General features: G+C 72.6%; 22 protein-coding genes. 20 read left to right on the top strand and 2 right to left on the bottom strand.

Features of this window, described 5'->3' with window-relative positions; translation table 11 throughout:
* Positions 1 to 56: 56 nt before the first annotated feature.
* The 5 genes from pyrF to DEJ13_RS09940 are packed head-to-tail and all read left to right on the top strand — an operon-like array spanning position 57 to position 5368.
* On the top strand, positions 57 to 944 hold the full coding sequence (gene pyrF, locus DEJ13_RS09960) for an orotidine-5'-phosphate decarboxylase (protein WP_181436961.1): 888 nt from the start codon (positions 57 to 59) through the stop codon (positions 942 to 944).
* Complete coding sequence (gene gmk, locus DEJ13_RS09955; protein WP_111106326.1) at positions 941 to 1855, top strand: guanylate kinase; 915 nt, start codon at positions 941 to 943, stop codon at positions 1853 to 1855. Before pyrF ends, gmk begins: the two co-directional genes overlap by 4 nt.
* A 34-nt stretch (positions 1856 to 1889) precedes the next feature.
* Positions 1890 to 2156 (top strand): DNA-directed RNA polymerase subunit omega, encoded by a 267-nt coding sequence (gene rpoZ / locus DEJ13_RS09950; protein ID WP_056124209.1) that lies wholly within the window; start codon positions 1890 to 1892, stop codon positions 2154 to 2156.
* 5 nt (positions 2157 to 2161) lie between these two features.
* Complete coding sequence (gene metK / locus DEJ13_RS09945) at positions 2162 to 3376, top strand: methionine adenosyltransferase (protein WP_181436960.1); 1215 nt, start codon at positions 2162 to 2164, stop codon at positions 3374 to 3376.
* Between the two features lie 9 nt (positions 3377 to 3385).
* Positions 3386 to 5368 carry a primosomal protein N' family DNA-binding protein gene (locus DEJ13_RS09940; RefSeq protein WP_111106325.1) on the top strand — a complete coding sequence of 661 codons (1983 nt, stop codon included), beginning with the start codon at positions 3386 to 3388 and terminating at the stop codon, positions 5366 to 5368.
* A 63-nt stretch (positions 5369 to 5431) separates the two neighbouring features.
* On the opposite strand, the gene DEJ13_RS09935 is transcribed toward DEJ13_RS09940, so the two are convergent.
* Positions 5432 to 5890, bottom strand: a complete 459-nt coding sequence (locus DEJ13_RS09935) for a DUF4383 domain-containing protein (protein WP_111106324.1) — start codon at positions 5888 to 5890, stop codon at positions 5432 to 5434.
* 103 nt (positions 5891 to 5993) lie between these two features.
* Between DEJ13_RS09935 and tdh the strand changes: the two genes are divergently transcribed.
* Genes tdh through DEJ13_RS09915 form a run of 4 tightly spaced genes read left to right on the top strand, consistent with a single transcriptional unit; the run spans position 5994 to position 10703 of the window.
* Positions 5994 to 7046 (top strand): L-threonine 3-dehydrogenase, encoded by a 1053-nt coding sequence (gene tdh / locus DEJ13_RS09930; RefSeq protein WP_111106323.1) that lies wholly within the window; start codon positions 5994 to 5996, stop codon positions 7044 to 7046.
* Positions 7047 to 8225, top strand: coding sequence for a glycine C-acetyltransferase (locus DEJ13_RS09925; RefSeq protein ID WP_111106322.1), 1179 nt, complete (start codon positions 7047 to 7049; stop codon positions 8223 to 8225).
* Between the two features lie 40 nt (positions 8226 to 8265).
* Positions 8266 to 9204, top strand: coding sequence for a methionyl-tRNA formyltransferase (locus DEJ13_RS09920; protein WP_111106321.1), 939 nt, complete (start codon positions 8266 to 8268; stop codon positions 9202 to 9204).
* The gene (locus tag DEJ13_RS09915) at positions 9201 to 10703 is read left to right on the top strand and encodes an RsmB/NOP family class I SAM-dependent RNA methyltransferase (RefSeq protein ID WP_111106320.1); all 1503 of its coding nucleotides are present in this window, start codon (positions 9201 to 9203) and stop codon (positions 10701 to 10703) included. Before DEJ13_RS09920 ends, DEJ13_RS09915 begins: the two co-directional genes overlap by 4 nt.
* 36 nt (positions 10704 to 10739) lie before the next feature.
* Here the strand turns inward: DEJ13_RS09915 and DEJ13_RS09910 are convergent, their stop codons facing one another.
* Positions 10740 to 11306 (bottom strand): hypothetical protein, encoded by a 567-nt coding sequence (locus DEJ13_RS09910; protein ID WP_146245190.1) that lies wholly within the window; start codon positions 11304 to 11306, stop codon positions 10740 to 10742.
* A 46-nt stretch (positions 11307 to 11352) separates the two neighbouring features.
* Here DEJ13_RS09910 and rpe point away from each other — a divergent pair, with 46 nt between their 5' ends.
* From rpe to trpA, 11 genes are all read left to right on the top strand, one after another.
* Complete coding sequence (gene rpe / locus DEJ13_RS09905; protein ID WP_056124230.1) at positions 11353 to 12018, top strand: ribulose-phosphate 3-epimerase; 666 nt, start codon at positions 11353 to 11355, stop codon at positions 12016 to 12018.
* Between the two features lie 9 nt (positions 12019 to 12027).
* Positions 12028 to 12291, top strand: a complete 264-nt coding sequence (locus DEJ13_RS09900) for a phosphoribosyl-ATP diphosphatase (protein WP_056124231.1) — start codon at positions 12028 to 12030, stop codon at positions 12289 to 12291.
* A 63-nt stretch (positions 12292 to 12354) separates the two neighbouring features.
* On the top strand, positions 12355 to 13194 hold the full coding sequence (gene hisG / locus DEJ13_RS09895) for an ATP phosphoribosyltransferase (RefSeq protein WP_056124234.1): 840 nt from the start codon (positions 12355 to 12357) through the stop codon (positions 13192 to 13194).
* Complete coding sequence (hisF, locus tag DEJ13_RS09890; RefSeq protein WP_111106318.1) at positions 13191 to 13979, top strand: imidazole glycerol phosphate synthase subunit HisF; 789 nt, start codon at positions 13191 to 13193, stop codon at positions 13977 to 13979. Before hisG ends, hisF begins: the two co-directional genes overlap by 4 nt.
* A gap of 7 nt (positions 13980 to 13986) precedes the next feature.
* Positions 13987 to 14394 (top strand): phosphoribosyl-AMP cyclohydrolase, encoded by a 408-nt coding sequence (gene hisI, locus DEJ13_RS09885; protein ID WP_056124240.1) that lies wholly within the window; start codon positions 13987 to 13989, stop codon positions 14392 to 14394.
* Complete coding sequence (locus DEJ13_RS09880; protein ID WP_111106317.1) at positions 14391 to 15956, top strand: anthranilate synthase component I; 1566 nt, start codon at positions 14391 to 14393, stop codon at positions 15954 to 15956. Before hisI ends, DEJ13_RS09880 begins: the two co-directional genes overlap by 4 nt.
* A complete protein-coding gene (locus DEJ13_RS09875; protein ID WP_111106316.1) occupies positions 15953 to 16663 on the top strand; it encodes a Trp biosynthesis-associated membrane protein in 711 nt (236 codons plus the stop codon). Before DEJ13_RS09880 ends, DEJ13_RS09875 begins: the two co-directional genes overlap by 4 nt.
* Positions 16650 to 16889, top strand: coding sequence for a DUF6704 family protein (locus DEJ13_RS09870; RefSeq protein ID WP_111106315.1), 240 nt, complete (start codon positions 16650 to 16652; stop codon positions 16887 to 16889). Before DEJ13_RS09875 ends, DEJ13_RS09870 begins: the two co-directional genes overlap by 14 nt.
* Before the next feature lie 16 nt (positions 16890 to 16905).
* Entirely contained in the window at positions 16906 to 17679 is a 774-nt protein-coding gene (gene trpC / locus DEJ13_RS09865) for an indole-3-glycerol phosphate synthase TrpC (RefSeq protein ID WP_056125711.1), read from the top strand.
* Positions 17680 to 17686: 7 nt separating this feature from the next.
* On the top strand, positions 17687 to 18940 hold the full coding sequence (gene trpB, locus DEJ13_RS09860; protein ID WP_082518183.1) for a tryptophan synthase subunit beta: 1254 nt from the start codon (positions 17687 to 17689) through the stop codon (positions 18938 to 18940).
* Positions 18937 to 19728, top strand: a complete 792-nt coding sequence (gene trpA, locus DEJ13_RS09855) for a tryptophan synthase subunit alpha (RefSeq protein ID WP_056124252.1) — start codon at positions 18937 to 18939, stop codon at positions 19726 to 19728. Before trpB ends, trpA begins: the two co-directional genes overlap by 4 nt.
* Positions 19729 to 19860 lie beyond the last annotated feature (132 nt).

The raw sequence follows: 19860 nt of genomic DNA, 5'->3' as shown, positions 1-19860 counted from the left end.
CCCAGACCGGGCCCACGCCGCCGGTTCCAGACCGACGCGCCAGCGGCGGGCCGGCCGTGCCGGTGGGGAGAGGCCGGGCATCGTTCGGTGTCCGACTCGCGGCCGCCATCGGGTCGCGTTCCGCCCTGTGCGTCGGGATCGACCCCCATGCCGCCACCCTGGCGGCGTGGGGGCTCGGCCGTGACGAGGCCGGTCTGACCGCGTTCGGTGCGACCCTCGTCGACGCGGCCGCGGGCCGCGCCGCGGTCGTGAAGCCGCAGGTCGCGTTCTTCGAGGCGGCGGGGGTCGCCGGCTACCGCGCACTCGACGCGACGATCCGTCGGGCACGTGATGCGGGCCTCCTGGTCGTCGCCGACGTCAAGCGCGGCGACATCGGGACCACGGGTGACGACTACGCGCTCGCGTGGCTGGACCGCGACGGGCCGTTCGCGGCTGACGCGATGACGGTCTCGCCGTACCTCGGGTACGGCTCGCTGCGGGGGACCATCGACGTCGCGCGGGCGAACGGCGCCGGGGTGTTCGTCCTCGCCGCGACGAGCAACCCGGAGGCCCGGGTGCTGCAGACCGCGGTGCTCGCCGAGGGTCCGCGCGCGGGACGGAGCGTCGCGGCCGGTATCGTTCTGGACGTGGCAGACGACAACCCGGCCGTGGGCGACCAGGCCATCGGCGACGTCGGGCTCGTGCTCGGCGCCACCCTCGACCTGACGGACTTCGGCATCGACGAGCACGAGATCGGGACGTCCCCCGTGCTCGCACCGGGGTTCGGCGCGCAGGGTGCCCGCATCGAGGACCTCCGTGGGCTGTACGGGTCGCGTGCTGAGCAGGTCCTGGTCAGCGAGTCGCGCGGGCTGCTCGGTGACGGCCCCGACGGTGTCGTCGGTCTCGTCACCGACCGCGCCGAGCGTGTCCGCGCCGCGCTGGCCACGACCGGGTCGGCGGCATGAGCCCGGACCGCGCGGACCTGCCCGCCCACCGGAACCCGCCCGAGGTCGACCGGGCTGCCGCCGCACGCGCGGCCGTGGCCGCGCGACGCGCCCGGGCCGCGGTCAAGTCCGCGGTGGCGTCCGGGGAGCGCTCGGCGCTCGACGTGGCGCGGTCCGCGTGGGGCGACGACGACGCCTCGGCCGAGAAGACCCTGCGCGTGCGCGACCTGCTCACCAGCCTCGCCGGCATCGGGCCGGCACGCGCCGAGACCATCATGGGCACGCTCCGGATCGCGCCGTCCAAGCGGCTCGGCGGACTCGGGACGCGGCAGCGCGGCGTCCTCGCCGACTGGCTCGCTGCGCGCGGGCGCAAGCGCGGGACCTCGAAGCTCGTCGTCCTCGCCGGGCCGACCGCGGTCGGCAAGGGAACGGTCAGCGCCTACATCCGCGAGCAGTACCCGGACGTCAACCTCAGTGTGTCGGCCACGACGCGACAGCCCCGGCCGGGCGAGGTCGACGGCGTGCACTACTTCTTCGTCGACGACGCCGAGTTCGACCGGATGATCCGCGACCGCGAACTGCTCGAGTGGGCCACGGTGCACAACTCGTACCGGTACGGCACCCCGCGACCGCCGATCGACCGCGCGCTCGACGCCGGCGACAAGGTGATGCTCGAGATCGACCTGCAGGGCGCGCGGCAGGTCCGTGACGCCATGCCCGAGGCCGTCCTGGTGTTCCTGCTGCCACCGACGTGGGACGAGCTGGTCCGCAGGCTCATCGGCCGGGGCACCGAGTCGAGCGAGGAACAGGCCCGGCGGCTCGAGACGGCCAAGGTCGAGCTCGCGGCCCAGGACGAGTTCGACGTGCGGATCGTGAACTCCGATGTCGGCACGGCGGCGCGCGAGGTCGTAGACTTGTTCACTGCGCCCTAGCCGGGAGCGCATCCGCTCGTTGTCTGGAGACACCATGGCCAACCCCCAGGGCATCATCGACCCGCCCATCGACGACCTGCTGTCCAAGGTCGAGTCGAAGTACGCGCTCGTCATCTTCGCGTCCAAGCGTGCGCGCCAGATCAACGACTACTACGCCGACCTGCACGAGGGCTCGCTCTTCGACAACGTCGGACCGCTCGTCGACTCGACGATCGACGACAAGCCGCTGTCGGTGGCCCTCCACGAGATCAACGAGGACAAGCTCACCGTCACCAAGCAGCAGCCGCAGCCCACCGTCTGAGCCCGTTGACGTCCAGCACGCTGCGCCTCTTCACGTCCGAGTCGGTGACCGAGGGGCACCCCGACAAGATCTGCGACCAGATCTCGGACACCATCCTCGACGCCCTGCTGGCGGTCGACCCGCACGCCCGCGTCGCCGTCGAGACGATGGTGACGACCGGTCTGGTGCACGTCGCCGGCGAGGTCACCACCTCGGGCTACGTCGAGATCCCCAAGCTGGTGCGTGACGTCATCACCGGCATCGGGTACAACTCGTCCGAGGTCAGCTTCGACGGCGCCACGTGCGGCGTCGAGGTCTCGATCGGGGCGCAGTCGCCGGACATCGCGCAGGGCGTCGACGAGTCGCTGGACTCCCGCTCGGGTGCTGGCGTCGACCCGCTCGACCGCCAGGGCGCGGGCGACCAGGGCATCATGTTCGGCTTCGCGACGAACGAGACCCCCGAGTACATGCCCGTCGCGATCTGGCTCGCGCACCGTCTGGCCGAGCGGCTCGCCGCGGTCCGCAAGTCCGGTGAGCTGACGTTCCTGCGCCCGGACGGCAAGACCCAGGTGACGGTCGGGTACGACGGCGTCGTGCCGAAGACCGTCGAGACCGTCGTGGTCTCGACCCAGCACTCTCCGAGCGTCACGCTCGACGACCTCACCGCGGCGATCACCGAGCACGTGATCCGCCCGGTCCTCGCCCTGGTCGACCTCGACTCGTCGGGCGTCGAGGTCATCGTCAACCCGACCGGCCGGTTCGAGATCGGTGGCCCCCAGGGCGACGCCGGACTCACCGGTCGCAAGGTCATCGTCGACACCTACGGCGGGGCGTCCCGCCACGGGGGTGGCGCGTTCAGCGGCAAGGACCCGTCCAAGGTCGACCGGTCCGCCGCGTACGCGCTGCGCTGGGTCGCGAAGAACGCCGTCGCCGCAGGCCTGGCCGACCGCCTCGAGGTCCAGGTCGCGTACGCGATCGGGCGCGCCAAGCCGGTCGGACTGTACGTCGAGACCTTCGGCACCGGGCACGTGGACGACGCCGTGATCGAGGCCGCGATCCGGACCGTGTTCGACCTGCGTCCCGCGGCGATCATCCGCGACCTCGACCTGCTCAAGCCGCGCTACGCGCAGACCGCGACCTACGGCCACTTCGGTCGCGAGCTCCCCGGGTTCACCTGGGAGCACCTCGACCGCGTCGAGGAACTCCGCCAGGCCGCAGGACTCGTCGCCGCCGCCGTCTAGGGTCCCCGCGTGACCACCGTCGCGCGCGTCGTCCTCGACTCGCCGCTCCCGCAACTCGACCGTCTGTTCGACTACCGGGTGCCCGCCGAGCTCGCGGACGACTGCGTGCCGGGGGTGCGCGTCAAGGTGCCGCTGCGGACCGGTGCGCGGATGTCGGACGCCTACGTCGTCGAGATCGTCGACGAGGGGGACTGGCCCGGCGAGCTGAGCGTGATCGAGACGCTGGTCAGTCCGGTGCCGGTCCTGGCGCCGGAGATCTGGCGGCTCGCGCGCGCGGTCGCCGACCGTGCCGCCGGCGTCGCGTCCGACGTGCTGCGCCTCGCGGTGCCGACACGCCAGGTCCGAGCCGAGAAGGCGTGGCTGGCGCGCGACCCCGACCACGTGCCCGACCCGGTGGAGCCGCCCGCGGTCACGGGCTACGCTCCCGGCGTCGTCGAGGAGACGCTCGCGTCGAACGGGCGTGCTGCCGTGGCGGCCGTGCCACACCCGGTCCAGCTCGACGTCGAGGGCGGCGACCCGGTGTGGGTCCCGGGGTGGGCGGCGACCCTGGCGCAGGCCGCGGCGCGCACGGTGGCGGGGGAGCGCTCCGCCGTCATCGCGGTGCCCGACTTCCGTGACGTGACCGACCTCGAGCGCGCCCTGCTCGCACTGCTGCCGACGGACCGGGTCGTCCGGTTCGACGCCAAGCAGACGAACGGCCAGCGGGCGAAGGCGCTGCTGCGGGCCCGGACGCACGCGGTGGTCGCGATCGGCAACCGCACGGCCGTGTACGCCCCCGCCGACGACCTCGGGCTCATCGCCATGTGGGACGACGGCGATGCGTCGTTCACCGAGCCGCGGGCCCCGTACGTCCACACGCGGGACGTGGCGCTGGTCCGCGCGGCGCAGTCCGGCGCTGCGCTCCTGTTCCTCGCACACGCGCGGAGCACCGACGTGCAGCGGCTGGTCGAGCTGCACTGGCTCGACGACGTCACCCCGTACCGTGCCGCAGTACCGAAGGTCGTCCCGACCGCGCAGCAGGTGAGCGCCGAGGGCTTCGCCGCGCAGGCCCGGATCCCGAGCAGCGCCTGGCGCGCCGCTCGCGAGGCCAGCCGAACGGGGCCGGTCCTGGTGCAGGTCGCGAACCCCGGGTTCGGGACCGGGCTGGTGTGCGCCGACTGCGGCGAGCGGGCGCACTGTCGCGTCTGTGCCGGGCCCCTGGGCAGCCCGACGCACGGTGCCGTCCCGCAGTGTCGGTTCTGCGGCGCACTCGCGGCGGGGTACCGCTGTCCGACGTGCGGCGGCGGGAAGCTCAAGCCCGTCGGGCAGGGGGCGCAGCGCACCGCGGACGAGCTGGGGCGGGCGTTCCCCGGCACCCGGATCGTGGTCGCGGACGGGTCACGACCGATCGACGAGGTCCCGGCGAAGCCCGCGGTGGTCGTCGCGACGCGCGGGGCAGAACCCTCGACGCCCGGTGGGTACGCATGCGTCCTGTTGCTCGACGGTGAACGCACGCTGGCGCGTGAGGGCCTCCGCGTGCAGGAAGAAGTGCTGCGCTTCTGGACCAACGCCGCCGCGAAGGGCGCGCCGGGTGCCGAGACGTACCTGGTCGGGATCGGCGGGAAGCTCGCCACCGCGATGGTGCTGTGGAAGCTCGACGCCCCGGCGCACGACGAACTCGTCGACCGCCGCGAGCTGCTGTTCCCACCCGCCGTGCGCGTCGCGACGCTCACCGGAACCGAGCAGGCGGTCACGGCCGCGGTCGAGGCACTGGGCGAGGCGCCGGTCGGTCCCGTGCTCGGCCCGGTGCCGGTCGACGACCCGACGCCGGGCACGGTGCGCGCCATCGTGCGTTTCCCCTACGCCCACGGAGCCGAGGTCGCTGCGACGCTGAAGGCCGAGGTGATCCGGCGGTCCTCCACCCGGCGGGTGCTGCCCGGCGGCAACCGCCGACGCGCAGCCCCGACGCTGCGGGTGCGGCTCGACGACGCCGAGCCCTTCTCCGAGGTCTGACCCGTCAGGAGCGGGTCGACGCCGCGACTCCCGTCAGGAGCGGGCCGACGACCGCGACTCCCGTCAGGCGCGGGCCGACGCCCGGGTCCCGATCCGGGGCAGGAACACGCCCAGCGCCACCATGCCGCCGGCCAGCAGCAGGTGCAGCCAGTTGTCGGCCGTGTTGAGCGGCACGAAGTTGGCGCCCGAGTCGTGCCCGGCGGTGAAGAGCCCGTAGACGAAGAGCACCAGGTACACGATCCCGCCGATGACCAGGTAGATGCGCGACCCCGTCGCCTGGGACGCCGCGACCAGACCGACCACACCGAACAGCAGGTGCACGACGTTGTGCAGCACGGACACCTGGAACAGTCCGAGCAGCATCGCCATCGAGCCGTTGCCGGCGCCCGCGAGCGAGCCGGAGGTCAGCCCGGGGACGAACCCCGCGATCCCGACGAGCAGGAACACGACGCCGACGACGAGTGTGGCCTTCTGGATGGAGGAACCGGCGTACCGGGTGCTGGATGTGATGACGTCTGCCATGCATGCGAACGTACCCATGGGTTCGCGAACTCGTTCCGATGTGGAAGGGTGGAGGCGGGCGACCACGAGTCGCCCACCGGCAGACCCACGACGAGGTGGACGCATGCGCGCGCTGTACAAACCCCAGGCTGCACCCGGCCTCGAGATGACGGAACGACCCGACCCGGTGCCCACCGAGGACGAGGTCCTGATCCGCGTGCTCCGTACCGGGATCTGCGGCACCGACCTGCACATCCGCCGCTGGGACGAATGGGCGGCGTCCGCCGTGACCGCGCCGCTCGTCCCCGGCCACGAGTTCTGCGGCGAGGTGGTCGAGGTCGGCTCGGCGGTGCGGGACGTCGCCGTCGGGGACCTGGTGTCCGGCGAGGGCCACATCGTGTGCGGGACGTGCCGGAACTGTCGTGCGGGTCGGCGGCAGATGTGCATCCGCACGACGGGCCTCGGGGTCCAGCGCGACGGCGCCTTCGCCGAGTTCCTGACGCTGCCCGGTGCGAACGTCTGGGTGCACCACGGCCCCGTCGACCCCGAGGTCGGCGCGCTGTTCGACCCCCTCGGCAACGCGGTGCACACGGCCCTGGCGTTCCCGGTCGTCGGTGAGGACGTCCTGGTCACCGGGTGCGGGCCGATCGGGCTGATGGCGATCGCCGTCGCCCGGCATGCCGGGGCCCGCTTCGTGGTCGGCACCGACGTCAGCGCGGCCCGGTTGGCGATGGCCACGGCGATGGGCGCCGACCTCGCCGTGGACGTCCGAGACGACGCAGCCGCCGCGGTCCGCGGGGCGCAGCGCACGCTCGGGATGCGCGAGGGCTTCGACGTCGGCTTCGAGATGTCCGGCGCCCCGACCGCGCTGCCGTCGATGGTCGCGAACATGAACCACGGCGGGCGGATCGCGATGCTCGGGCTGCCGTCGAGCGCGATCGCCGTGGACTGGGGACTCGTCGTCACGCACATGCTCACCGTGAAGGGCATCTACGGCCGCGAGATGTTCGAGACGTGGCAGACCATGAGCTCGATGCTGCAGACGAGCAGCACGCTCCGCGACCGCATCGGGTCCCTCGTGACCGCGCGGTACCCGGTGAGCGCATGGGAGCAGGCGTTCGACGCGGCGGGAACGGCTGGCGGCGGCAAGGTCGTCATCGACTGGACGGAGATCTAGGTGTACGGCTCGATCAAGGACCACCTGGCGGGCGAACTCGCCGGGATCGAGGCAGCGGGGCTGACGAAGCACGAGCGGCGCATCACCGGGCCGCAGCGCGCGTCGATCCAGGCGGACGGCGCCGAGCTGCTGAACTTCTGCGCGAACAACTACCTGGGGCTCGCCGACGCGACCGACCTGGTCGACGCCGCGAAGGACGCCCTCGACCGGTGGGGCTACGGCATGGCCAGCGTGCGGTTCATCTGCGGCACGCAGGACCTGCACGTCGACCTCGAGCGCCGGGTGTCGGCGTTCCTGGGCACCGAGGCGACGATCCTGTACTCGTCGTGCTTCGACGCGAACGGCGGCCTGTTCGAGGTGCTGCTCGGCCCCGAGGACGCGATCATCTCGGACGAGCTCAACCACGCCTCGATCATCGACGGCATCCGGTTGAGCAAGGCGCAGCGCTTCCGCTACCGCAACCGCGACGTGCAGGACCTCGAGGCGCAGCTCGTCGCCGCCGGCGACGCGCGGTTCCGGGCGATCGTCACCGACGGCGTCTTCTCGATGGACGGGTCGATCGCCCCGCTGGCGGCGATCTGCGACCTCGCCGATCGGTACGACGCACTCGTGATCGTCGACGACTCGCACGCGGTCGGCTTCGTGGGGGAGCGCGGCCGCGGCACCCCGGAACTCTGCGGCGTCGCGGACCGCGTCGACGTGTACACGGGGACGTTCGGCAAGGCGCTCGGCGGGGCATCCGGGGGCTACGTGTCGAGCCGGCGTGAGATCGTCGACCTGCTCCGGCAGCGCTCCCGCCCGTACCTGTTCTCGAACTCGCTCGCGCCCGTGATCGTCGCCGGCACCGTCGCGGCGCTCGACCGCATCGAGCGCTCCGACGACGCCCGAGCCCGACTCGTCCGCAACGCGGAGCGCTTCCGCACCCGGATGACCGACGCCGGGTTCGACCTGCTGCCGGGGGAGCACCCGATCGTCCCCGTGATGTTCCACGACGCCGCACTGACCGCCCGGGTCGCGGACGAGATGCAGGCCCGCGGGGTCTACGTCACCGCGTTCAGCTACCCCGTGGTGCCGAAGGGCCGCGCGCGCATCCGCGTCCAGCTGTCCGCCGCGCACACGGACGAACAGATCGACACGTGCGTGGACGCCTTCGTCGCCGCCCGGCAGGCCGCAGCCTGACCGGCGGCCCGACCGGCGGCGGCGTGGGAGGATCGAACCCATGCGTCTCGTCGTCGCCGGCAGCCCCGCTGCGGCCGTCCCCACCCTCCGTCGGCTCGCGGCCTCGGACCACGAGATCGCCGCGGTGCTCACCCGTCCGCCGACGCCCCAGGGCCGCAAGCGCGTCCTGACCCCGACGCCCGTCGCCCAGCTCGCCGCCGAGCTCGGCCTGCCCGTGATCGAGGCCTCGCGTGTCGATGCCACAGTGACCGAACAGCTCGCCGGACTCGACCTCGACCTGGGCGTCATCGTCGCCTACGGCGCACTGCTGCGCCGCGCCGCGCTCGACGTCCCGCAGCACGGCTGGGTGAACCTGCACTTCTCCGACCTGCCGGCGTACCGCGGCGCGGCACCCGTCCAGCGAGCCGTGATGGCCGGCGACACCCGCACCGCCGCGACCGTCTTCCAGCTGGTCGAGGCCCTCGACGCCGGCCCGGTGTTCGCCAGCGAGCCGTTCGACATCGACGCCGAGGCGACCTCGGGCGAGGTCCTGGCCGCGATGGCCGAGGTCGGCGCCGACGTCGTCGCCCGCGTCGTGGACGGCATCGCCGACGGCAGCGCCACCGCGTCCGACCAGGTGGGCGAGCCCACCACCGCCCCGAAGACCACGATCGACGACGGTCACGTCGACTTCGCGCGCCCCGCGGCCGTCGTCCACGCACACGTCCGCGGGGTCACGCCCGAGCCCGGCGCCTTCGCGCACCTCGGTGACGCGCGCGTCAAGCTGCTCCGAGCGAGCCGGTTCCCGACGGGAGGCCCGGAGCAGTCCGCCCCGTCGCTCGCGCCCGGCGCGCTCCGGCTCGACGACGGTCGGCTGTTGGTCGGCACCGCCGACGGTCCGCTCGTGCTCACCGAGGTGCAGCCCGCGGGCAAGAAGCCGATGGACGCCGCCGCCTGGGCCCGGGGCCTGGGCGGACTCGAGGGGAAGGTCATGGCATGAGCCCGCACCAGCAGCGGCAGCAGCCGAGCCGGACCGTGCGCGGCCCGAGCGCGCGGCGGGTGGCGTTCGACGTCCTCCGCGCCGTCCAGGTCGACGACGCCTACGCGAACCTGCTGCTCCCGACGCGCATCCGCCGCGCCGCACTGTCGCCGCGTGACGCCGGGTTCGCCACCGAGCTCACCTACGGCACGATCCGGATGATCGGCCGGTACGACGCCGTCGTCGAGGCCGCCTCGGGTCGACGGGTCGCCAACGTCGAGGCCGATGTGCTCGACGTCCTCCGCATCGGCGTGCACCAGCTGCTCGCGATGCGCACCCCGACCCACGCCGCGGTGTCGGCGACGGTGGAGCTCGCGCGCGAGGTCGGCGCGCACCGGGCGACCGGGTTCGTCAACGCCGTGATGCGCAAGATCGCGGCACGGACACCCGAACAGTGGGACACCGAGATCACCCGAGACCTGTCCGGCGACGAACTGCTGGCCACGCGGTGGTCCCACCCCGCGTGGGTGGTGGCCTCGCTCCGGGACGCCCTGGCGGCGGAGCGGTCCCGCGACGAGCTCGTGGCGCTGCTCGCGGCGGACGACGTCGCGCCGCGCGTCCAGCTCGCCGCGCTGCCCGGACTCGCGACCGAGGCCGACGTGGCGTCGGTGACCCGGGCGGTGGAGACGGACGACGACGGGTCGCAGGACGACGTCGCTGCCGGTTCCGAGCCTCCCGTCCCGGCCGACGTGGCGGGCGTCGTGACGGACGCTGACGCCCTGCCGGTCTCACCCGTCGGGATCCGCGGCCTGTCCGGGGACCCGGCACGGGTGCCCGGCGTCGCGGCCGGTCGGCTGCGCGTGCAGGACGAGGGCTCGCAGCTCGCGGCGCTGGCGCTGAGCCGGTCGTCCGCGGTCCGCGCGGGTGAGCGGTGGCTGGACCTGTGCGCCGGACCGGGCGGCAAGGCGGCGCTGCTCGCGGCGGAGGCCGCGCAGGGCGGCGCGACCCTCGTCGCGAACGAGCTCGTGCCGGCGCGTGCCGGACTCGTCCGCAACGCCCTCGACGGCTTCGGGGAGACCGTCACCGTCGTCGAGGGGGACGGTCGTCGCTACGGCCAGGACGGCTCGGGCGTGACGTACGACCGCGTGTTGCTCGACGCCCCCTGCACCGGGCTGGGTGCGCTCCGCCGTCGCCCGGAAGCGCGCTGGCGGAAGGCGCCCGAGGACGTCCAGGAGCTCGCGGTCCTGCAACGGGAACTGCTCGACGCCGCGGTCCGCGTGCTCGCTCCGGGCGGGACGCTGGCGTACGTGACCTGCTCGCCGCACCTGGCCGAGACCCGCGGCCAGGTCGATGCGCTGATGGCGCGCCACGGCGACGTGCTCGAGCAGCTCGACACGGCCGCGGTCGTGCGCTCGGTCGCCGCCCGGGACCCGCAGGTCGCCGACGGCATGACGGCGCAGCTCTGGCCGCATCGTGTGGGCACCGACGCGATGTTCATCGCGCTGTTCCGTCGCCGCTGAGCCCGGGCTGGACCGCGGGGTCCAGGTGTCGGTCGCTCACTCCATGCGGAAGTCGATGCCGTCCTTCTGCGACAGGCGGGCCGCCGCCCGGACGAATCGCAGCCCCTTGCCCGTCGTGCCCTCGGGGGTGGTGCCGTTGTGCTGCTCGGCCTCGCGGATGCGCCAGGCGAGGTCGGTGCCGCGGGCGTCGTAGGCCACCCGCTCCATGGCCTCGAGGACGTGCTTCTCGGCATCCGACGAACGCTGGCGGTCCGAGCGCTCCGGATCCGGGACGCCGGTGTGGCTCCGCGCTGCGGTGAGCAGCACGGTGCCGGCTGCGGTCACACCCGCGTGGGCGTCACCGTGCGTGAGGCCGAGCCCGCCGGACATGACCAGGTCGATGTCCATCTCCACGGGCGTGCCGTGGTCCAGCCGTGCCAGCCGGATCTGCCCGCGGCCGCCACCGTTCACCCAGCGCAGCACGTCGCCGTGGGTCAGGAACAGTGCGAAGTCCAGGAGCTCGAGGACGTCCTGCTGGTTCCGGATCACGTCGGTCAGCGGGGCGTCGTCGTCCTGCGCGAAGGTGATCTGCACGCGGATGGACTCTCGTTGAACATCCGTCATGTCATCAGCCTAAAGGGGCCCCGTCCCGCGCCGGTAGGGTTGCCGCGTGACGATCCGCATCTCGCCGAGCATCCTGTCCGCCGACTTCGCGAACCTCGAGCGGGAGCTCGAGCGCATCACGACCGCCGACATGGTGCACGTCGACGTGATGGACAACCACTTCGTCCCGAACCTGACCCTGGGCCTGCCGATCGTGCAGCGCCTGCAAGAGGTGTCGCCGGTGCCGCTCGACGTGCACCTGATGATCACCGACGCCGACACCCAGGCCCCGAAGTACGCCGAGACGGGTGCGGCCAGCGTCACGTTCCACTACGAGGCGGCGACCGACGCCCTCGCAACCGCCGCGGCGATCCGGTCGAACGGTGCCCGTGCCGCCGTCGCGCTCAAGCCCGGTACCCCGGTCACGCAGGTCCTGCGACACCTGGACGCCTTCGACATGGTCCTGCTCATGACCGTCGAGCCCGGGTTCGGCGGCCAGTCGTTCATGCCGTCGGTCATGCCCAAGCTCGCCGACGCGCGCGCGGCGGTCGACGCCTCGGGGCTCGACGTCTGGCTCGAGGTCGACGGCGGCATCGCGGTCGACACGGTGCCGACAGCGGTGCAGAGCGGTGCCGACACGCTGGTCGCGGGCTCGGCGGTGTACGGCGGCGAGCCGGCGGCGCGCATCCAGGACCTCCGGGACGCGGCGCAGCGGGCGCTCGCGGGACGGTAGCCTGGGACGGTGAAGACGTTCGACGACCTGTTCGCGGAGCTGACCGACAAGGCCGCCGCGCGCCCCGAGGGCTCCGGCACCGTCGCCGAACTGGACGCCGGCGTGCACCAGATCGGCAAGAAGATCGTGGAAGAGGCGGCCGAGGTCTGGATGGCCGCCGAGTACGAGGGCGACGAGCGCACGGCAGAGGAGATCTCCCAGCTCGTCTACCACCTGCAGGTCCTGATGATCGCCAAGGGCCTGACCCCGGCCGACGTCTGGCGACATCTGTAGGACGCGCCCCGGCGCACCCGACAGAGCAGTCACCGACCCAGCCGACCAGAAAGCAGACCCCTGATGCTCCGCATCGCCGTGCCCAACAAGGGCTCCCTCTCCGAGACCGCCTCCGAGATGCTGCGCGAGGCCGGGTACGCCGGTCGCCGTGACCCGAAGGCACTCCACCTGCTCGACGAGCGCAACGGCGTCGAGTTCTTCTTCCTCCGGCCGCGCGACATCGCCACCTACGTCGGATCCGGTGCCCTCGACGTCGGCATCACCGGCCGCGACCTGCTGCTCGACTCCGGGTCCCTGGCGCACGAGGTCGACGCGCTCGGGTTCGCCGACTCGACGTTCCGGTTCGCGGGCACCCCGGGGCGCTTCTCGTCGCTGCAGGACCTCGAGGGCGTCCGCGTCGCCACCAGCTACCCGGGTCTCGTGGGGGAGTTCCTCGGCCGGCACGGGGTGACCGCCACGCTCGTCAAGCTCGACGGCGCGGTCGAGAGCGCCGTGCGACTCGGGGTCGCCGACGCCGTGGCCGACGTCGTCTCGACCGGCAGCACCCTCCGGGCGGCCGGGCTCGAGATCTTCGGGCCGGTCATCCTCGAGTCGACCGCGCTGCTCATCACCACCGACGAGACCATCCCGGGCATCGACGTCCTGCGTCGCCGCCTGCAGGGCGTGCTGGTCGCCCGTGGCTACGTCATGCTCGACTACGACATCCCCACGGCGCTGCTCGAACAGGCGACGGCCGTCGCATCGGGCATCGAGTCGCCCACCGTGTCGCCGCTGCACGGCCGCGACTGGTCCGCGGTGCGCGTGATGATCCCGCGCGACGACGCGAACCTGATCATGGACGCGCTCTACGACCTGGGCGCCCGCGCGATCCTGGTCAGCCCGATCCACGCCGCACGCCTGTGAGCGGCACGGTCGGCGGTCCCCGCGGCGGTGTCGCCGTGCGCGTCGTCCCGTGCCTCGACGTGTCGGGCGGTCGCGTCGTCAAGGGCGTCAACTTCCTCGACCTTCAGGACGCCGGCGACCCGGTCGAGCTCGCGGCGCGCTACTACGAGCAGGGCGCCGACGAGCTGACGTTCCTCGACGTGGGCGCCACGGTCGAGAACCGCTCGACGATGTACGAGACCGTCACCCGCACGGCCGAGCAGGTCTTCATCCCGCTCACCGTCGGCGGCGGGGTCCGCAGCGTCGACGACGTCTCGCGGCTGCAGCAGTGCGGCGCGGACAAGATCGGCGTGAACAGCGCCGCGATCGCCCGGCCCGACCTGGTGGGGGAGATCGCGGACCGGTTCGGTGCCCAGGCCGTGGTCCTGTCGCTCGACGTCAAGCGCTCGGACCGGATGCCGTCCGGGTTCGTGGTCACGACGCACGGTGGTCGCACCGAGTCCGACCTCGACGCGGTCCGGTGGGCCGCCGAGGCCGTCGACCGGGGCGCGGGTGAGCTGCTGGTCAACTCGATCGACGCCGACGGCACGAAGAACGGCTTCGACCTCGAACTGGTCCGTGCCGTCCGTGCCGTGTCGAGCGTCCCGGTCATCGCTTCGGGTGGAGCGGGGCTCGTCGAGCACTTCGCGCCCGCGGTCGACGCCGGCGCCGACGCGGTGCTGGCGGCGAGCGTGTTCCACCGTGGCGAGATGACCATCGGCGACGTCAAGGACGCCCTGCGGGAGTCCGGGCACGCCGTACGCTAGGAGCCTCATGACCGACAGCACCAGCACCAGCACCGACGCGGTCCTCGACCGTGCGCGCTTCGGTGCGGACGGGCTGCTCCCGGCAGTCGTGCAAGAGGAAGCGTCGAAGGACGTCCTCATGCTCGGCTGGATGGACCGCGAAGCCCTCCGCCGCACCCTGACCGAGGGGCGGGTGACCTTCTGGTCCCGCTCGCGGCAGGAGTACTGGCGGAAGGGCGACACCTCGGGGCACGCCCAGTACGTGCGTGCCGCCGCGCTGGACTGCGACGACGACACCCTGCTCGTGACCGTGCAGCAGGTGGGCGCGGCGTGCCACACCGGCGCGCACCGCTGCTTCGACGTCGATCCGCTCGACCCGGTCACCGCGACCGCACCCGAGGCGACCCCGGCCGACACGGCGGGGGCGACCCGATGACGAACGCGACCACCGCGCCGTCCGCCACGGTCCCCGACAAGCCGCACACGACCTCCCGTCCGGAGTTCGACGACCTGGTCGCGGACGGCCACCGCGTCGTCCCCGTCGTCCGGGCGCTCTACGGCGACAGCGAGACCCCGGTCGGGGTCTACCGCAAGCTCGCCGACGGGCGTCCCGGCTCGTTCCTGCTCGAGTCCGCTGGCCAGGGCGGCCTGTGGTCGCGCTGGTCGTTCGTCGGCGTCCGCAGCTTCGGCGTCCTGACCCAGGACGACGACCGCGCCGCCTGGATCGACACGGGCATGAGCGCCGAGCGCGCCGTCGGTTCGCTCGACGGCGCGCCGCTCCAGGTCCTCGCGCGCCTGCACGAGCGCTGGGCCACGCCCCGCGTCCCCGGCACACCGCCGCTGGTCGGTGGGACGGTCGGGTTCATCGGATGGGAGGCCGTGCGCCAGCTCGAGCACCTGCCGAACGTCCCCGCTGCGGACTTCGACGTGCCCGGACAGTCACTGGCCTTCGTCGCCGAGATGGCCGCGCTCGACCACCGCACCGGGCTGGTCCTGCTCGTCGCCAGCGCGCTCAACGACGGCACGGACGACGCCGACGCACTCTGGACCGGCGCGCAGCAGCGACTCGACCGGATGCAGGCCGACCTGGTGCAGCCGACCCCGGCCACCGTGGCACAGGCCTTCGACATCGCCGACCCCACACCGACGCACCGCACCACCCCCGAGGACTACATGGCGTCCGTGGTCCGGTCGAAGGACTTCATCCGTGACGGCGACGTGTTCCAGGTCGTCATCTCGCAGCGCTTCGACCACGAGGTGACGGCGGACCCGATCGACGTCTACCGCGTCCTGCGCACGCTGAACCCCAGCCCGTACATGTACTTCCTGTCGATGGAGGACACCGCGGGCAAGCCGTTCTGGATCGTCGGCGCCTCGCCCGAGGCCCTCGTGAAGGTGCAGGACGGCCGGGCCATCACGCACCCGATCGCCGGGTCGCGTCCGCGCGGTGCCACCCCGGAAGAGGACGTCCGCTTCGGTGCGGACCTGCTCGAGGACCCGAAGGAACGCGCCGAGCACCTGATGCTCGTCGACCTGTCGCGCAACGACCTGCAGAAGGTCTGCGAACCGGGCACCGTCGCGGTGACCGAGTTCATGACGGTCGAGCGCTTCAGCCACATCATGCACCTGGTGTCGAGCGTCGAGGGGGTCGTCCGGCCGGGCCAGTCCGCCATCGACGTCTTCCGCGCGACCTTCCCCGCCGGCACCCTGTCCGGAGCGCCGAAGCCGCGGGCCCTCGAGATCATCGACGAGCTCGAACCGGCCAAGCGCGGGGCGTACGCCGGCGTGGTCGGCTACTTCGACTTCGCCGGCGATGCCGACCTGGCAATCGCGATCCGCACCGCCCTGATCCAGGACGGCATCGCTCGCGTGCAGGCCGGCGCGGGTCTGGTCGCCGACTCGGACCCGGCCACCGAGCACGCCGAGGCCGTCAACAAGGCGGCCGCGCCGCTCCGGGCGGTCGCCACCGCGAACCGGATGCGCGAGGTCCGCTCGTGAAGCGGCTGCGGTCGCGTCCGCTCGTGGTCCTCCTCGGGCTCGTCGTCGCCGGCATCGTGATGCTGTCCTGGACCCAGACCTGGTTCACCGTGCACCTCGACGCGGCCGCGGCGGTCTCGTCCACGGTGGTCGCCGACGGGTCGGCGGCGGTGCCGCAGTTCACGGCGCTGGCGATCGCGTCGCTGGCGCTGTTCCTCGCGATGACCATCGCCGGACGCGTCGTCCGTGTCGTCCTCGCGGTCATCCAGGTCCTGCTCGGGATCGGCATCGTCGTCTCCGGCATCAGCGCCCTGGCGGACCCGGTCGGCGCCGCGAAGGGCGCGATCGGCGACGTCGCCGGGGTGAGCGACCTGTCCGCCGTGCGTCGCATCGTCACGACCGTCGACGTCTCCGCGTGGCCGGTCGTGGGGATCGTCGGTGGGGTGCTCGCGGCGCTGCTCGGGGTCCTCGTCCTGGTGGTCCAGGGCTCCTGGCCCGGGCCGAGTCGCAAGTACGCGGCGTCGCCGACCGAGACCGCTCCGACGGCCCCGGTGCAGCGCGACGCGATCGTCGACTGGGACGACCTGAGCGCCGGTGTCGACCCCACGGACGCGGCGCCGGGCAAGTCACCGCTGTCGGGGTCCGCTCCGGACGACACGGTAGGATCGGAGTCGCGTCGTTCGACCGACGACGCACCCGACCACGAGGAGCACCGTGAGCACCACTGAGCCCGCAGAACTCGGCGAAGGCCACTCGCCGGCAGCCTGGACGTCCGTCATCATCATGCTGGTGGGCTTCACGATCGGCACGCTCTGCTTCTGGTTCGACATCGTCTGGGGCGTCTGGGCCTCGGCCGCAATCGTCGTGATCGGGCTCATCATCGGCTGGGTGATGGGCAAGGCCGGGTACGGCGTCAACGGTCCGAAGTACGTCTCCAAGCACCACAACGAGTAGGCCGCGCATGCCCAACGTGCTCGAGACCCTCGTCGCGGGCGCGCTCGAGGACGCAGCCGCCCGCCGCGTCGACCGCCCGTACTCCGACGTCGAACGTGACCTCGACCGTGTCACTTCGCCGCTCGACGCCCTCGACTTCCTGGCACCCGGCGACCGCGTCAAGGTCCTCGCCGAGGTCAAGCGTGCCAGCCCGTCGCGCGGGTCGATGGCGCCGATCACCGACCCGGCCGGACTCGCCGCGGACTACGAACGCGGTGGCGCGTCGGCGATCAGCGTCCTGACCGAGGGGCGCAAGTTCCTCGGCTCGCTCGCCGACCTCGAGGCCGTCAAGGCGCGCGTGTCGGTCCCGGTGCTCCGCAAGGACTTCATCGCCGACCCGTACCAGGTCGTCGAGGCCCGGGCGTCCGGCGCCGACGTGGTGCTCCTCATCGTCGCGGCGCTCGAGCAGCAGCAGCTGGTCGAGCTCCACGAGCTGGCCGAACAGCTCGGCATGCGCGTCCTGGTCGAGGCCCACTCGGGCGACGAGGTCTCGCGTGGGCTGGACGCCGGTGCCCGCATCCTCGGCGTGAACGCCCGCGACCTCACCGACTTCTCGCTCGACCGCGACCTGTTCGGCTCCCTGGCCGACCGGATCCCCGACGGGGTCGTCCGTGTCGCCGAGTCCGCCGTCACCGGCCCCGCCGACGTGGCGCACTACCGCCGCGCCGGAGCTGACGTCGTCCTGGTGGGCGAAGCACTCGTCACCGGTGCCGACCCCGCCGCTGCACTCGCGTCGTTCCTCGACGCCTGACACCTCGATGGTCCGGCCACGAGCCGGACTCGTCTGGAGCACCAACGTGACCTCACTCCGTGACCTGCACGGCCCGTACTTCGGCGACTTCGGTGGACGCTTCGTCCCCGAGTCGCTCGTGCTGGCGCTCGACGAGCTCGAAGCGGCCTTCCGCGAGGCCTGGGCCGATCCCGCGTTCCACGCCGAGCTCGACGCCCTGCACCGCGACTACACCGGCCGACCCTCGATCATCACCGAGGTACCGCGGTTCGCCAAGCACGCCGGCGGTGCCCGGGTGATCCTCAAGCGCGAGGACCTCAACCACACCGGTTCGCACAAGATCAACAACGTGCTCGGCCAGGCACTGGTGGCGAAGCGCCTCGGCAAGACCCGGCTGATCGCCGAGACCGGTGCGGGGCAGCACGGTGTCGCGACCGCGACGGCTGCCGCCCTGTTCGGCATGGACTGCGTCGTCTACATGGGCGCCGTCGACACCGAGCGACAGGCCCTCAACGTCGCCCGGATGCGGCTGCTCGGCGCCCAGGTGATCCCGGTCGAGACCGGCTCGCGCACGCTCAAGGACGCGATCAACGACGCCCTCCGCGACTGGGTCGCGAACGTCGACTCGACGCACTACCTGCTCGGCACGGTCGCCGGCCCCCACCCGTTCCCGGAGATGGTCCGCGAGTTCCACAAGGTGATCGGCATCGAGGCCCGCCAGCAGGTCCTCGACCTGGTCGGTCGGCTTCCCGACGCCGTCGCCGCGTGCGTCGGCGGCGGGTCGAACGCGATGGGCATCTTCGAGGCGTTCCTCGACGACGAGTCCGTCCGGCTGCTCGGCTACGAGGCCGGTGGCGACGGCGTCGAGACCGGTCGGCACGCTGCCAGCATCACGCTCGGGCGCGAAGGCGTGCTGCAGGGCGCCAAGTCCTACCTCATGCAGGACGAGGACGGCCAGACCATCGAGAGCCACAGCATCTCCGCCGGTCTCGACTACCCGAGCGTCGGACCGGAGCACGCGCACCTGGCGGCGATCGGCCGCGCCCAGTACGAACCGATCACGGACACCGAGGCGATGGAGGCGTTCCGGCTGCTCAGTCGCACCGAGGGCATCCTGCCCGCGATCGAGACGTCGCACGCCCTGGCCGGCGTGATGAAGCTCGGCCGGGAACTCGGGCCGGACGGGGTCATCCTCGTCAACATGTCCGGACGCGGTGACAAGGACGTGGCCACGGCCAGCCGGTACTTCGGTGTCCTCGACGAGACCGCGGTGCAGCTGTGACCGCCCGGACCGTCGCGACGACGATCGACCAGGCCAACGCCGACCGTGCCGGCGCGGTCGTCGGCTACCTTCCGGCTGGCTACCCCGACCTCGACACGAGCGTCGACGCGGCCGTGGCCCTCGCCGAGAACGGCGTCGACGTCATCGAGCTCGGACTGCCCTACTCCGACCCGGTCATGGACGGCCCGGTCATCCAGCGTGCGGCGGAGGAGAGCCTGGCCAACGGCTTCCGTGTCGCGCAGGTCTTCGACGCGGTCCACCGGATCACCGAACGTGCCGACGTGCCGGTCCTGGTGATGACCTACTGGAACCCGGTCCTGCGGTACGGGGTCGAGCGGTTCGCCGACGACCTGGTCGCCGCGGGCGCTGCCGGGCTGATCACGCCCGACCTGGTCCCCGACGAGGCCCGCGAGTGGATGGGCGCTTCCGAGCGCACCGGACTCGACCGCGTGTTCCTGGCCGCTCCGTCGTCGTCCGACGTCCGCATGAAACAGGCCGTCGACTCGAGCCGCGGGTTCGTGTACGCGGTCTCGACGATGGGCGTCACCGGTGCACGCGCGGGCGTCGACGTCGCCGCGCGCACCGTCGTGTCACGGCTCCGTGACGCGGGCGTCGCCCGGACGTGCGTGGGGCTCGGCATCTCGACGGCCGACCAGGTGACCGAGGTCCTCGAGTACGCCGACGGTGCCATCGTCGGGTCCGCCTTCGTCCGTGCCCTCGCCGACCTCGGGGTGACCGGTGTCGGTCAGCGGGCCGCCGAGCTGTCGGCGGGTGCTGTGCGGCGCTGACGGTCCGTCACCGACCTCCCAGGAGGCCCGGTGCGGGTGAGCATCCCAGCTCACCCGCACCGGGCCTCCCGTCTCCTGCGCATCACGGTTTCCACAGACAGCCCCCGGCGGTTCCTGACCGGCGGGCCACCC

The organism is Curtobacterium sp. MCLR17_007, from assembly GCF_003234655.2.
Lineage (GTDB): Bacteria > Actinomycetota > Actinomycetes > Actinomycetales > Microbacteriaceae > Curtobacterium.
This window is presented reverse-complemented; position numbering and strand designations above follow the sequence as displayed.

What these genes read in the sequence shown, in the direction of transcription:
- tdh (WP_111106323.1), top strand. Translation starts at nt 5,994, where the DNA reads ATGCGCGCGCTGTACAAACCCCAGGCTGCACCCGGCCTCGAGATGACG.
- DEJ13_RS09880 (WP_111106317.1), top strand. Translation starts at nt 14,391, where the DNA reads ATGACGAACGCGACCACCGCGCCGTCCGCCACGGTCCCCGACAAGCCG.
- DEJ13_RS09935 (WP_111106324.1), bottom strand. Translation starts at nt 5,890, where the DNA reads ATGGCAGACGTCATCACATCCAGCACCCGGTACGCCGGTTCCTCCATC.
- hisG (WP_056124234.1), top strand. Translation starts at nt 12,355, where the DNA reads ATGCTCCGCATCGCCGTGCCCAACAAGGGCTCCCTCTCCGAGACCGCC.
- DEJ13_RS09910 (WP_146245190.1), bottom strand. Translation starts at nt 11,306, where the DNA reads ATGACGGATGTTCAACGAGAGTCCATCCGCGTGCAGATCACCTTCGCG.
- DEJ13_RS09920 (WP_111106321.1), top strand. Translation starts at nt 8,266, where the DNA reads ATGCGTCTCGTCGTCGCCGGCAGCCCCGCTGCGGCCGTCCCCACCCTC.
- hisI (WP_056124240.1), top strand. Translation starts at nt 13,987, where the DNA reads ATGACCGACAGCACCAGCACCAGCACCGACGCGGTCCTCGACCGTGCG.
- gmk (WP_111106326.1), top strand. Translation starts at nt 941, where the DNA reads ATGAGCCCGGACCGCGCGGACCTGCCCGCCCACCGGAACCCGCCCGAG.
- DEJ13_RS09915 (WP_111106320.1), top strand. Translation starts at nt 9,201, where the DNA reads ATGAGCCCGCACCAGCAGCGGCAGCAGCCGAGCCGGACCGTGCGCGGC.
- rpoZ (WP_056124209.1), top strand. Translation starts at nt 1,890, where the DNA reads ATGGCCAACCCCCAGGGCATCATCGACCCGCCCATCGACGACCTGCTG.
- trpB (WP_082518183.1), top strand. Translation starts at nt 17,687, where the DNA reads ATGGTCCGGCCACGAGCCGGACTCGTCTGGAGCACCAACGTGACCTCA.